12 protein-coding genes, 2 pseudogenes and 1 other annotated feature are annotated in these 13,774 nt (G+C 40.9%); of the genes and pseudogenes, 6 read left to right on the forward strand and 8 right to left on the reverse strand.

Features of this window, described 5'->3' with window-relative positions; translation table 11 throughout:
• Window positions 1–107 (reverse strand) — a sequence feature (AL1L pseudoknot). This feature is flagged as partial in the annotation.
• The 3 genes and pseudogenes from MF4642_RS08805 to MF4642_RS08815 form a co-directional block, all read right to left on the reverse strand.
• Window positions 1–382: pseudogene (locus MF4642_RS08805) on the reverse strand (transposase); the annotation flags it as partial. It overlaps the preceding feature by 107 nt.
• 249 nt (window positions 383–631) lie before the next feature.
• Window positions 632–1,364: pseudogene (locus tag MF4642_RS08810) on the reverse strand (PepSY-associated TM helix domain-containing protein); the annotation flags it as partial.
• 7 nt (window positions 1,365–1,371) lie between these two features.
• Window positions 1,372–1,722 (reverse strand): hypothetical protein, encoded by a 351-nt coding sequence (locus MF4642_RS08815; RefSeq protein WP_078425965.1) that lies wholly within the window; start codon window positions 1,720–1,722, stop codon window positions 1,372–1,374.
• A gap of 273 nt (window positions 1,723–1,995) precedes the next feature.
• On the opposite strand from MF4642_RS08815, the gene MF4642_RS08820 reads away from it, so the two are divergent.
• Entirely contained in the window at window positions 1,996–2,256 is a 261-nt protein-coding gene (locus tag MF4642_RS08820; protein ID WP_078425966.1) for a hypothetical protein, read from the forward strand.
• Between the two features lie 97 nt (window positions 2,257–2,353).
• On the opposite strand, the gene MF4642_RS08825 is transcribed toward MF4642_RS08820, so the two are convergent.
• Together MF4642_RS08825 and lipA are read right to left on the reverse strand one after the other, a co-directional pair.
• Window positions 2,354–4,828 carry an acyl-CoA dehydrogenase gene (locus tag MF4642_RS08825; RefSeq protein ID WP_078425967.1) on the reverse strand — a complete coding sequence of 825 codons (2,475 nt, stop codon included), beginning with the start codon at window positions 4,826–4,828 and terminating at the stop codon, window positions 2,354–2,356.
• A 291-nt stretch (window positions 4,829–5,119) separates the two neighbouring features.
• The gene (lipA, locus tag MF4642_RS08830; RefSeq protein ID WP_005399739.1) at window positions 5,120–6,133 is read right to left on the reverse strand and encodes a lipoyl synthase; all 1,014 of its coding nucleotides are present in this window, start codon (window positions 6,131–6,133) and stop codon (window positions 5,120–5,122) included.
• A 209-nt stretch (window positions 6,134–6,342) separates the two neighbouring features.
• Between lipA and sthA the strand changes: the two genes are divergently transcribed.
• A complete protein-coding gene (gene sthA, locus MF4642_RS08835; protein WP_004693926.1) occupies window positions 6,343–7,758 on the forward strand; it encodes a Si-specific NAD(P)(+) transhydrogenase in 1,416 nt (471 codons plus the stop codon).
• Window positions 7,759–8,069: 311 nt separating this feature from the next.
• Here the strand turns inward: sthA and MF4642_RS16975 are convergent, their stop codons facing one another.
• Together MF4642_RS16975 and MF4642_RS08840 are read right to left on the reverse strand one after the other, a co-directional pair.
• A complete protein-coding gene (locus tag MF4642_RS16975) occupies window positions 8,070–8,210 on the reverse strand; it encodes a hypothetical protein (protein WP_004693924.1) in 141 nt (46 codons plus the stop codon).
• Between the two features lie 420 nt (window positions 8,211–8,630).
• Entirely contained in the window at window positions 8,631–9,563 is a 933-nt protein-coding gene (locus MF4642_RS08840; protein ID WP_004693922.1) for a hypothetical protein, read from the reverse strand.
• Between the two features lie 265 nt (window positions 9,564–9,828).
• Here MF4642_RS08840 and MF4642_RS08845 point away from each other — a divergent pair, with 265 nt between their 5' ends.
• Together MF4642_RS08845 and MF4642_RS08850 are read left to right on the forward strand one after the other, a co-directional pair.
• A complete protein-coding gene (locus MF4642_RS08845) occupies window positions 9,829–10,299 on the forward strand; it encodes a YaiI/YqxD family protein (RefSeq protein ID WP_004693920.1) in 471 nt (156 codons plus the stop codon).
• Window positions 10,300–10,312: 13 nt separating this feature from the next.
• Window positions 10,313–11,224 carry a DMT family transporter gene (locus MF4642_RS08850; protein WP_004980649.1) on the forward strand — a complete coding sequence of 304 codons (912 nt, stop codon included), beginning with the start codon at window positions 10,313–10,315 and terminating at the stop codon, window positions 11,222–11,224.
• Between the two features lie 15 nt (window positions 11,225–11,239).
• Here MF4642_RS08850 and MF4642_RS08855 read toward each other — a convergent pair whose 3' ends face one another.
• On the reverse strand, window positions 11,240–11,809 hold the full coding sequence (locus MF4642_RS08855) for a PilZ domain-containing protein (protein WP_004693916.1): 570 nt from the start codon (window positions 11,807–11,809) through the stop codon (window positions 11,240–11,242).
• Window positions 11,810–11,833: 24 nt separating this feature from the next.
• Here MF4642_RS08855 and MF4642_RS08860 point away from each other — a divergent pair, with 24 nt between their 5' ends.
• A complete protein-coding gene (locus MF4642_RS08860) occupies window positions 11,834–13,069 on the forward strand; it encodes a lipoprotein-releasing ABC transporter permease subunit (RefSeq protein WP_004980646.1) in 1,236 nt (411 codons plus the stop codon).
• On the forward strand, window positions 13,062–13,745 hold the full coding sequence (gene lolD / locus MF4642_RS08865; protein WP_004693913.1) for a lipoprotein-releasing ABC transporter ATP-binding protein LolD: 684 nt from the start codon (window positions 13,062–13,064) through the stop codon (window positions 13,743–13,745). The genes MF4642_RS08860 and lolD overlap by 8 nt, the downstream gene beginning before the upstream one ends.
• Window positions 13,746–13,774: the final 29 nt, after the last annotated feature.

The following is a 13,774-nucleotide window of genomic DNA, read 5'->3' on the forward strand; positions in this document are numbered from 1 at the left end:
GGTAAAATTCTACAAATCGCTTCAACACCATATCGATCTTTATTGTTATGGATAAAATCCACCATTATTTGTGTGGGCGGTCGAGCTCCGCCTGGGCGAAAAAAGCGGCTGCTTTACGTAGAATCTCATTGGCGCGTTGCAGTTCTTTATTTTCGCGTTCGAGTTGTTTGATACGTTCTTGGTCTGAAAGCTGCTGTACTTTAACTGGATTTTGTTTATCTAAATATTTTTGATACCAAACACGTAGTGTTTCAGGAGTACAACCGATTTTAGGAGCAATAGCTGTGATTGCTGCCCAAGTAGAAGGATAATCTTTTTCAGATTCAATTAGTAATTGAACCGCTCTTTCTCTGATTTCAGGGGTATATTTTAATTTTGTCATCGGCATAGTCTCTCAGAATATTGACTCTCCGACAAACCCGGTACGGTTCATGTTGTTGTACTGCTACCATAATTGGGGCTAAGTCTGTCAGTGGTGCAGGGCGGAGTTCGGGTTGTGGGCGTTCCTCACCACGACCTTGAGCATGTTCACCGCGTTGCTGTCCGCGTTCTCCACGATCCGTTCTTTCACCTTCGCGTTGACTTCGACCTTCGCGTTGCACATCTTCAGCCTTTTGGGGCTGCTCAATCATGCTGGCCTGTTGGTCACGTAAAAACTGTTGTCGATTTTCATAAGCTTGGTTAATTCCCCAAGGCATGAACATAAACATGAGCAGTAGTAAGCCACTAAAGGTAATCATTAGATGAAAAGGCAATGCAAAAACAGCGGTTGCATTGTGTGCATCTAGCCACGAACGCTGACCTTTGCCAGAGCGAAAGGTAAAGAAATCTTTAAAGATTTTTTTATGGGTAATGATGCCGCTAACAATTGCGACCAACATGAACATGGTGGCAATCCCGACCAACCAACGCGTCCACAGGCGGGGTAAACCGTACAATTCAAAATGGAAACGATATAGGAATCCACCACCACGCGTATCCCGTGGTTCAATCACTTCACCAGTCGCACTGTCTAAGGTGATGCGTGTTCCACCACGACGTGCTTTGGGATCTTCACCAACGGCACGAATAGTCACTTCAGTTGTGATTTGGCGTGAGTTGGGCAGTTGAATGTTCCAGCTGCCTGCATCTGGGTGGTTTTTCTGTAAATAGTTGAGCGCGACCTGCATCTGTTGCACTTGAGACTGCGCAGGGATAGATTGATGTGTTTCTGGTTTCATCCAAGTGGAAATTTCATTTTGGAAAAAACTGAGGGTTCCAGTTACAAAAATTGCATACAGCAGCCACCCTAAAATGAGACTGGCCCATGTATGCAACCATGACATGGATTGGCGCGGTCCTTCCGCTTTTTGATCAACACGCATTGAAAAACTATCCTAAAAATTTGAGTAGGGCATACAGTGCAATACATGGCACAGCAATGCCGAGCGTTGCTTTTAAGGTTTTTTGAACCATAAAGACCCAAATAAAGGCAGCACAGTTAAGACAAAATGCAATGAGGGTGGCGCTCATGGCTGCATTCACAGGATTTGCAATAAAAAGTTTGGCAATGGTTAATGCAGAGAGCGCAGCAAGGAGATAACCTCCAAGCAAAGCAAGTGCAAATCGATACAACACCATCAGACGGTAGCTAAGTGGTGTGTCGACTTTCTTCTTTTTGGCAGGCTTCGGACGGACTTTTTCCGAATGAACCAAGGCATCAATTTGAGTGGTGCTATTCATGGAAGAGAGTTGGTGTATTAGTAAATAATATTGCAAATGATAACAATTATTATTTAAATAAAATAGATGGTAACTTTATTTATTTTTTCTGTAACGGTAAGTGAGTTTGGTGAACAGAAAAATTTGGATTGTAGTGGATGATTTTTTAAATAGATTTGATTCTTATTGTTATTTCTCTAAGGAATGGCTACACAGTGTTACCAAATCACGTTATACGCTGTTTTGATCTGCGTTAGTTTCATAGTCAATACTTGGGCAAATTTGGAGGAAAAGATGGCTGCTTTTATTAATGCCGAACAGGCAAAAATTATGTCCAACCAAGCGTATTTAGATATTGAAATCTATAAATTACGTTTAGCATCACTAATTGAGGAGAGTGCGAAACAGGGAAATACTGCAGTATTTACCGTATTGCCAAAACATTTACCCCTAGAAGATATTCGTCATTTTTCAGCAGAACTTACCAAATTAGGTTATCAAGTCCGTTTGGAAGTAGAAGAGTTCTATTACCGTTTAAACGTGTATTGGATTTAAAACTTCGCTTTGATGTCTTGGGTTATATTGTGTGGATAAAATAAAAGCCCGTAAACGGACTTTTATCTTTTAGGAGTTTCGAAAACCGATGAGAAGGCTATGGTTGAATATCGGAACCCATTGTATAGTAAGGATTCTTTAAATCTAGTGTCTGTTCAAGCTCATGATCGAAAATGTCGGTGAGCATACTATCGAAGCGTTGAGCATTGTAATTAATCAACTGATCTGCTTCTTCAGGACTGATGAATCCTGTTTCAAGTGCATGTTGAATATGTGATTCAAAATCTAAGCCTTTAAATTGTCCTTTGGACTCTGCTTTTTTAAACTTTGTCCACAGAGGATCAATCTTTAATGCTGCTTGAAACGCATTTTCCATACGCCCAAAAACATCATCTGGATCGGTATTGTAAAAAACATGCTGCTTGAGTTGTTCACGGAAAGGATTATTTTCCATAATCGCAAGTCCTAATTGCATTTTTAGCTGATCACTTGGTTGCTGGGCAACACGACCAAAAGGGAAACAGATGAATTTGACTGCACAAGCTGCGGCTCGCATAGGAAAGTTTGCGAATAGCCCATCAAATGCATCCTGAATTTGGACAAATGCTTTTTCTAAAGCCAGTTGAGCATGTTGTTGTTCAGCCTCACTACGTTGTCCTTTTTCATAAAACTTCAAAATAGCGGTTGCTATAAATAGATGGGCATGAATGTCAGCCAAACGTCCTGAAAGCATTTCTTTGCGTTTAATATCGCCTGCAAGTAAGCCTAAACACAGGTCTGCGGTTAAGGCAAAGTTTGCACTGAAACGGTTAATGGTTTTGTAAAAAGGACGCGAGAAAGCATCTGTCTGTGTGGAAGCATCTGAAGGGCCACTGAATATGCCATAACTGAATGAACGGGCTGTTCGGTTAAAGGTATAAGCCAAATGTTTAAAAAGTAGCATATCGAAAGGCCCTAAAGCTGCCTTTGTATCTTCTGCTTGAAGGAGTTGTAGCTCTTCATATAAATAAGGATGACAGCGCATTGAGCCTTGACCAAAGATCATTAAAGAACGGCTTAAAATATTGGCCCCTTCAACGGTAATCGAAATAGGGATGGCTTGATAATTCAGTGCTAAAAAATTGCGCGGGCCCATTTGTACCGCCCGTCCACCAACGACATCCATCCCATGATTGACAATTTTACGCATGGTTTCGGTGGCATAGTATTTGGCCATAGCTGTCATCACAGCAGGTTTTCCACCTTCATTTAAACCACAAGTCACCATATAGCGAAAAGCTTCTAACATATACGCACCGCTGGCAATATCACTGGTGGCTTCTTGCACGCCTTCAAAATGTCCTACAGAAATTTTAAATTGTTGGCGAACTTTGGCAAAAGCACCGACGCTTAAATAGGCCATTTCAGCTGAGGCCGTGGAGAGTGCTGGCAAAGAAATCCCACGACCTACGGCTAAGCATTCCATCAGCATGCGCCAACCTTTACCTGCATTTTTCACCCCACCAATAATCCAATCGAGTGGGATAAAAACATCTTGTCCATCGACCGTGCCATTCATAAAAGGTGAACCAGGATTATGTCGCGCGCCGACTTGGACACCGTCATGACTGGCAGGTAATAAGGCGCAGGTGATGCCGTATTCAGTTTTGCTTGCATCGCCTAATAGTCCATCAGGGTCATAGAGCTTAAAAGCAAGACCAATCACAGTCGCAATAGGCGCCAGTGTAATCCAGCGTTTTGAAAAATTCATACGTAAACCGAGTACTTCTTGGCCTTCAAACACGCCATAGCAGACCACGCCTGTATCAGGGATTGCACCCGCATCTGAACCAGCCTCAGGACTGGTTAAACCAAAGCAGGGGATTTCTTCACCCTTAGCGAGTCCTGGTAAGTAGCGTTGTTTTTGTTCCTCAGTTCCATAATGTAAAAGCAATTCACCTGGGCCTAGAGAGTTGGGCACCATACAACTGACCGCAGTGGTCAGTGAACGTGAAGAAATTTTGCTCATGATTCGGCTTTGTGCAAAGGAGCTAAACGCACGACCGCCGTATTCTTTGGGAATAATTAAACCTAAAAAGCCTTGTTCTTTGATGTATTGCCATGCCTCAACAGGAAGATCTTTTAAGTGGTGATGAATTTCCCATTCATTGAGTAAACCACAAAGGTGTTCAACTTCATGATCTAAGAAGGATTGCTCTTCAGCGGACAGAGTTGGGTAGACATAACCATCAAATTTTTTCCAGTCAGGCGCACCCATAAATAATTCTTTTTCCCACCAACTAGTGCCGGCATCCAATGCTTCGCGTTCGGTACTGCTCATACTCGGCATGGCTTTGGCTAAAGCTTTATAGGCAGGTTGCGTGATTAAAGACTTTCGTAATGGATCAATAACCACAATCAGGCTGAGAATAATTAAGGGCAGACCTAGAAGTAATGACCACGGACTGATAAAAATAGCAGCGAAGAGGGATGCAAAAATAATCATTGCAGTTGCCATTAAGCGACTGAGTTCAAAATAAAAAACAGCCCAGAGGATACAGATTAAAAACAGAATGGCGAAAATGAAACCCATTGAAACCTCCCGTTGTTTACACCGTGAGGTCAGTCATACGTTTTATAGAATTCCACGGAAAATAAGGCAAAACGTAGACTAAAAAGGTGTAATAAAATGAATTTGATGTGATGTGTAGCATCACGATTATTTTAGACTTTGAATTAGATTAGGATGTTTATTGAACAATGACTGTGTTAGAAATGTATGAATACGTAATTGAAAAATATAAAGAACGAAGATCGTAATCAAAAAAGCCCTCATATGAGGGCTTTTAATTCTTGCGTTTTAACTGTTTAACACCACAGCAAATTAAGCTTCAATCGTTTGAACAGCAATCTTTTTCGCAGGATCTGCTTTGCGACGTACTGCTGGTACAGGTTCGCCATAGTATTGACGGTCAGCGAAGTAGCTTGAACGAACCATCGGCGCTGCCCAAATATTTCTAAAGCCCAACTTTTGACCATGCGCAGTGTAGCGTTCAAACTCTTCTGGTGTAACGAAGCGGTCAATCGGCGCATGCTCTTTAGAAGGCTGTAAATACTGACCAATTGTTACATAGTCAACGCCGTGTGCATGCAAATCATCTAAAAGTGAAATGACTTCTTCTTCAGTTTCACCAATACCGACCATCAAACCACATTTGGTTGGAACGTCAGGGCAATATTCTTTAAACATTTTCAATAGATTTAAAGAGTGTTGGTAGTCTGAACCTGGACGCATCGCTTTGTATAAACGCGGTACCGTTTCAATGTTGTGGTTAAACACATCAGGTGGACACTCAGTCATAATGCGAAGCGCAATGTCCATACGACCACGGAAGTCAGGTACCAAAATCTCAAGTAAAGTATTCGGGCTTAATACACGTGCTTCTTTAATACAGTCAACAAAGTGTTGTGCGCCACCGTCAAGTAAGTCATCACGGTCTACAGACGTGATCACGGCATATTTTAAACCTAAGTTTGAAATTGTTTCAGCCATGTGACGTGGTTCGTCTGCGTCAAGTGCATTTGGACGGCCATGTGCCACGTCGCAGAAAGGACAACGACGTGTACAAATATCCCCCATAATCATAAAGGTTGCCGTACCGCCACCAAAACATTCAGGTAGGTTTGGACATGCAGCTTCTTCACAAACGGTATGCAGTTTTTGTTCACGTAGGGTTGATTTAATGCGTTGCACTTCTTCGGGTGCTGCCATTTTCACGCGAATCCAATCCGGCTTGCGTGGCGTTTCAACCGTAGGAATAACTTTTACAGGTATACGCGCGACCTTTTCTGCACCACGAAGTTTGATACCCTGCTCAGGTTTACGGTTTTCAGACATATTCAACTATTCCACTGTTTTTGACGGGGGAGATGCTAAAAATAGCAGTATTAGTATAGCGGAAATGCGAATTGATAGGGCGGAAATACTATTCATTTACTAAATGTGGTTATCACTTAATATATGTAAGCTAAATACAGCAAATTGCCTGCAATTACGTCATAATATGCCCAAGATAAGTAATAAGTTTTTTGAAGAAGGAGCGTTGAATGCCACGTAAAAAAGAGGTCGTTGGTGGAACTTTCGTTAAGTACGATGCGGTCGTTCTAGGTTCAGGCCCTGCGGGTGAAGGCGCGGCAATGAAACTTGCCAAATCTGGAAAGCGTGTTGCGATTGTAGATGTACGTGAGCAGCTCGGTGGTAACTGTACCCACGTGGGGACCATTCCAAGTAAAGCTTTACGTCAAACGGTATCGAGTATTATCCGTTATCGCCGCGACCCAATGTTTAAAAAAATGGGTGACTGGCGTCAGTTTACGATGAAGCAAGTGCTTCAAAATGCACATAAAGTGATTCAACAACAGGTTGATACACACTCACGTTTTTATGACCGCAATAAAATTGATATTTACCATGGTCGTGCTTACGTTCAAGACCAAAATACGGTTTTAGTATTTAGCCCTGAAGGCATCAAAGAAACGATCATGTGCAAACAAATCGTGATTGCAACGGGTAGCCGTCCATACCGTCCTGCGGCGCTTGATTTTAATCATCCGCGTGTATTCGATTCGGACAAAATTTTAGACCTTGATTATTCGATCCAAAAAATCATCATTTATGGTGCAGGTGTAATTGGTTGCGAATATGCGTCTATTTTTATTGGACTAGATCATAAAGTTGACTTGATTAATACACAGCATAAATTGCTGAGTTATCTAGACGATGAAATTTCTGATGCTTTGTCTTATCACTTACGTCAACAAGGTGTCTTGATTCGCCATAATGAGCAGATTGATCATCTTGAAACCTATGATGATCACGTGGTGCTACATTTGCAAAGTGGTAAGAAAATTAAAGCAGATGCTATTTTGTGGTGTAACGGTCGTTCTGGAAATACGGATGGCTTAGGTCTAGAAAATGTGGGTATTACGCCAAACAGCCGTGGTCAAATTACAGTCAATGATCAATACCAAACCGAAGTGGAAAACATTTACGCTGCGGGTGATGTGATTGGTTGGCCTTCACTGGCTTCTGCTGCATATGACCAAGGTCGTTGCGCAGGTGCAAACATGAGCGGTGAAGTGGGTGTAGAACCTGTGGTTGATATTCCGACAGGCATTTATACCATTCCAGAAATTTCTTCAATTGGTAAAACTGAACAAGAGTTAACCGAAGAAAAAATTCCGTATGAAGTGGGGCAAGCTTCTTTCCGCCATTTGGCGCGTGCGCAAATTACGGGTGACACAGTAGGTGAATTAAAAATTTTATTCCACCGTGAAACTTTGGAAGTGCTGGGTGTACATTGCTTCGGTAATAACGCTTCGGAAATTATTCATATTGGTCAAGCGGTGATGAATAGTCCAAACAATACCATCAATTATTTCGTTGAAACGACGTTTAACTATCCAACAATGGCTGAAGCGTATCGTGTAGCGACCTTAAATGGTATGAATCGTTTGTTCTAATTTTTATAGTATTTTCAGAGGCCTGTAAGTTTAGACTTGCAGGTTTTTTTATACCTAAAATTGCTATTTTGTAATTGCAGGCATATCTAAATGCTTAAAACTTTTTAACGATCTGTGCGGTGGTAGGTAAGTGCGACAAGTATGGGAGAGGGAGCAACTTTGCTTATGAGATACAAGTAATTTTGTGGGTGCCATGTTTCTTAGCATAGAACATGGAAAGAATGATCCAGTGATACGGCGTAGCAGATATTCTAGACATAAAAAAACCAACAAAGTTGGCTTTTTTGAATTGGGCTGCGACGTGAAATCAGTTACAGGATGAACTGATGTAAGAAGTAGGCAGAAATCATCATGCCCAACACAAAAAACATGCACGAATAGGCGTCAAGCTGATAACGCTTTTCTAATTGATGTTCAACATGCTGTATATTTTCTTCTTGCATAATTTTCATGGAAGTTTTTATTCCGATTTAATTATCGTTAAAATCCTATTGCATGTTTGTATTTTTAACATAAAAAAATGCTTAAATAAAGTACTAATTAAAAATAATCAGATCTCCACTATACATAATCACTTAAATATTCAAGTTTATGCTCTGTTAACCCAGAAGCCAGTAGCTACCAATAACTAACTATCTGAAAGTCATAGAACTTAGGATTTTATTATTCATCGTTAAAATAATATAATTGAATTTAAAACTGTGGATAAATGTGCTTTTAAATGAATTTAAAATACCAAAAGATAATAAAATATGTGGATAAGTTTTATACAAATGAATTCAAATTAAAATAAATCGTACTGATATAAATAAAAAAGCCAACGCAACCTATACATCATTCTGGCATAGGCTGAGTTGGCTTATTTTTATAAATTATTGATTTAATGCATAAATATTGGCTTGAATCCAAATGTTGCCGCGAATGTATTGTCCAATATTAAAGTTGGAGTACTCTGGATTTTTAGTGGCAATACGAATCAGTGTCGCAGGTTGGTTGTCTTCATGAATCAAGGCAACATCAAGCAGAGTGTAGTCTTGTTCCATAAATTGCATGCTTGTTTTGCCAACAATATTCCCTTGGAACCATGCTTCATCTTCCTGACCGATCTTTTCGCCATACAAATAAGCGACCATTTTTGAAAAATCGACAGTCACAGGTTCTTTGTCATCATCCGACTTTGGTTCCCATGCATCAATCTGTTCTTGTAGGTTTGCAGGAGCAATGCCATTGTTTGCTGCCAAAATATCGTTCAAGGCACGATGATGTTTAATCGATGCAGGGTCATCAACCACTAGTTGCTCGTGCTCTGCGACTGCTTCTAGTTCATATGCCCATGCATTGAGATGTGCAATATAGGTTTGGTCTTTTTGGTATTGAGCATGATTAACGCTATATAGGCTGTCATAAGCGTAGACGATACTGTTATTGCCTAAGTTTAAACGTAAAACGGCTTGTGTGTTGGATTGACCGCGAATGATGCGTTCAACCACAGCAGACACTTTATAGGGGCTATTAAAACTTGGAAATGCAGTTTTAACAGCCTTGGGTTTATTGTCTTCAACCGCGATGACTTGAGTCAGTTGAACAGCCGCTTGACTTGGACCTTGAATGAGCCAGCAACCCGCATCCATATCTTGTTCAGTCTGGCATAAACCCATCGGCATGATTGGTGCATTTAAAGCTAAACCTAACCATTTAGGGACATCTTGTGCAGGGTTATCGGTGAGTAAATTCCAATGCTCGACGTGGCTACCAAAGTTTTGGTCATCAATGGTGATTATTTCTGGACTATTTTGATTGTTCATATGCACGATTGAATGAGGTTATATATCCCTATTAAATCGAGGGTTATTTCTATATTTCAAGTCCTATATTTTATTTTTACTGGAAAATCATCAAAAAAGAGTAAAGCCTTACTTTATTTGTGAGATAAAAGAGCAAAGTATTTCCTTGTGATACTTAAAAAGTATTACGCAAGCTTTGTATTAGGGATTTTGAGCGGTTTTATCTATTATGCTCAAGCACTGAGTTTGTTAGACTAAGGCAGTTTCTTTTGTTTATGGATGTGCAGTGCTGCCATTTAAACTCTGGGTCGATGCAGATGCATTGCCTAAAATTTTACGTGAAGTGATTTTACGTGCTTCAGATCGTTATCAGCTTGAAGTGACCTTTGTGGCCAATCAAAATGTCGGGATTACACCTTCCGTTCGTATTAATTCCATTCAAGTGATGAGTGGGGCGGATGCCGCGGATAAAGAAATCATCGAACGCATGAAAGAGAATGATATTGTGATGACACAAGACATTCCGCTGGCAGCACAGGTGATTGAAAAGGGTGGAATCGCAATTCACCCACGTGGTGAAATCTATACTACTGCTAATGTCAAAGCCCGCCTACATTTACGTGATTTTATGGATTCACTACGTGGAGCAGGTGTAAACACGGGTGGGCCACCACCTATTTCTGAGCGTGATAAACGCGAATTTTCTAGTTCTTTAGACCAAACCATTCAAAAGCAAAAACGCAAAACTGCCATTTAGCATCGAGCTGATTATGTCTTCTAAAGCCAATCTGATGGCAACCTATGGATTATTGGTTTTTATTTGGTCCACAACGCCTTTAGCGATTGTGTGGAGTGTGACCGATTTACATATGCTGTGGGCGTTGGTATTACGTTTTTTCATCGCGCTGCCTTTGGCGATTTGTTTGTTATTGGTCTTAAAGCGACAGTTCCCCACCGATAAAGTCGCTTGGCATAGTTATTTGGCTGGTTCTTTTAGCTTGATTGGTTCGCAGTTTTTTACCTATGTTGCCACCAATTATATTAGTTCAGGCATGATTGCATTGATGTTTGGCTTAGCACCGATTATGGCAGGGCTGATCGGACGTTTTTACTTTAAGAGCTATTTGAGTGCAATGCAGTGGTTTGGAATGTGTATTGCACTGCTAGGACTTGCGATAATTTGCCTTGCAGGTACAGCACAGCATGTCCATCCATTTGGAATTGGGTTGATGTTACTGAGTGTATTTTCTTATGCAGCCTCTATTTTCTGGGTGAAAAAAGTCAATGCGAATATTGAACCCGTTGCACAAGCGACAGGTTCAATTTTGGTGTCGACATTGGCTGCTATATGTATTGTGCCATTTATTTGGCAGCATGCACCGCAGCAAATTCCCGATTTGAAAACTTGTTTGGCTCTGCTATATACGGTCATCATGGCGTCATTGATTGCGATGTTCTGTTATTTTAAATTGGTACAGAAAATTCAACCTACGACTTTATCGCTGACTACTGTAATGACGCCGATGATTGCTTTATTTATAGGTGCTGTGCTGAATCAAGAAAAACTTTCGATGATGGTGATTTTGGGTGCAGTGGTTTTATTGTCAGGTTTGTTCGTTTACTTTTATAAAGATCTTCAGGCAAGTCGGAAACTTGCCCAAAAGTTAAAAAGCCAAAACTAGTCTAAGGTTCTGGCTTTAATGATCTTCGACCGTCAAAGAAATACAGTCGGCCAATTTGACACGATCTTGCGGGTGCAAGGTAATAAAGTATGCTCCCGTACGGCACTTGCCATTTTCCTCTTCATTGCTGTACACCACTTGTGCAATCGCTGCAATATGGAAGAAGTTTTCAGGGTGGCTCAAGGTTAAGTGGATATAGGTACCATCTTGAATTTGTTTTTCGCTATAGAAGCTCAAGCCACTTTCTGAAAAATTCACATGTTCAGGCGTAGGTAACATGGTTTGTACAATTGTGTCGTACAAAGACCCCGTGATCAGGTTTAATTTTTGGTTAAATAGGGATAAGATTCGAGCAATTTGTTGATCTTTTTCAGATAATTGTTCTAATTCGTAGTTTAGTGCATGATCAAATTGATCTAATTCTGCGAGTAGTAGAAAATAGCGCGGTAAAACAAAATTAGGATCGTAAGGGTCATTCAGGGCAACATCATCAGAAATGATCTGATAGTTAATTCTCAAGGCCGCATCGATTCGTGACATCACACGACGTTCTGTTTGAACGTTTTGATGCTGTAAATTTTCCATAATTATGACCTCGGACTAGATGGTATGTTTAAACCAATCTCGCTGTATATAGGGTTGAGATATACTCGCGCACGGCGTAGCAACCACTTTATTTCTTTTATTGCACTGGTTTCGATGATCGGTCTAACACTGGGTGTGGCTGTACTTATTACAGTCTTATCTGTAATGAATGGTTTCGACCGAGAGTTGAAAACACGTGTACTTGGAATGATACCTCAAGCCACTGTTTCTTCAACACAAATTTTAACAGATTGGCCTGAACTTGCAAAAAAAATTGAGACAAAGGAACACGTCACAGGCGTAGCACCGTTTACTCAATTGCAGGGGATGCTTACGGCACAAGGCCAAGTGGCTGGAATTATGGTCACGGGGATCGAACCTCAATATGAAAAAAAGGTTTCGATTATCCAAGACCACATGGTTGAAGGCGGTATTGATAACTTAAAAAAAGGTGAGTTTGGTATTGTTTTAGGCAAACAAATGACCGATGCCTTAGGTTTAGGTTTAAATGATAGTGTGACTTTGGTTTTACCGGAGGCAACACCTTCACCTGCGGGTGTAGTGCCGCGTTTTAAACGTTTCAAAATTGTGGGCATTTTCAGCATTGGTGCTGAGGTCGATTCGATGATGGGCTACATTGCCTTAAATGATGCATCAACTTTGTTACGTCTACCTGATGGTGCACAAGGCATTCGCTTGAAATTGGATGATATTTTTGCAGCACCTAAAGTGGCTGATGAAATTGTGATGGATCTGCCAAGTGGTTTTTATGCCTCGAATTGGACCTATACTCACGGCAATTTGTTTAGTGCGATCCAAATGGAAAAAGCCATGGTGAGCTTATTACTCTTCCTGATTGTCTTGGTGGCTGCATTTAATATTGTGTCGTCCTTGGTAATGGTAGTGACCGATAAAAAATCGGATATTGCCATATTACGTACCCTTGGCGCTTCACCTGCAACCATTACCCGTATTTTTATGGTTCAGGGCACGATTATTGGTGTGATTGGTACGGTATCGGGTGCGATTCTCGGCATTGTTTTTGCCTCTGGAATTAGTGGTTTTGTAGGTTGGTTAAACAATGTGATGGGACTTCATTTGTTTGATGCCTACTTTATCAATTACCTACCTTCGTACTTAAGATGGCAAGATGTATTAACCATTGTGTCACTGTCTTTAGTTTTAAGTTTCCTTGCAACAATTTATCCTGCAATGCGTGCTGCAAAAATCCAACCTGCGGAGGCATTACGTTATGAGTAAAATTGTTTTAGAAGCACAAAATATTGAAAAACATTTTACCGATGGTAAGTCGACTGTTGAGGTGATTAAAGGCCTCTCTCTACAAGTCAAAGCAGGTGAATTCGTCTCGATTGTGGGGTCGAGTGGTTCGGGAAAAAGTACTTTGTTGCATGTCTTGGGCGGTTTAGACCGTCCGAGTTCTGGGCAGGTTTTTTTGCAGGGTAGTCGTTTTGACAGTTTAAATGAAGCTGAACGTGGTTATTTACGTAATCAACACTTAGGTTTTGTTTACCAGTTCCATCATCTGTTGCCTGAGTTTACCGCTTTGGAAAATGTGGCAATGCCACTGATGTTACGTCAAGGTACTAACTTTAAAGATGTACAAAAGCAAGCCGAATATTTACTCGAACGTGTCGGATTGACGCATCGTTTAACCCATAAACCAGGTGAGCTTTCAGGTGGGGAACGGCAACGTGTTGCATTAGCGCGTGCATTGGTGGCCAAGCCTGCGTTGATGATGGCAGATGAACCGACAGGCAACCTAGATCGTAAAACAGCAAGTAAAATTTTTGAGCTGCTGATGGATTTACGTCAGGAGTTCAATATGGCGATGTTGATCGTGACACATGATGAACAACTGGCTCAGTCCGCCGATTCTATTTTGCATATGCAAGATGGTCTTTGGGTCAATGATTAGGCTGAGTGCCGATAAAAATATGAGATAAA

The organism is Acinetobacter sp. MF4642, from assembly GCF_002018925.1.
GTDB lineage: Bacteria > Pseudomonadota > Gammaproteobacteria > Pseudomonadales > Moraxellaceae > Acinetobacter > Acinetobacter johnsonii.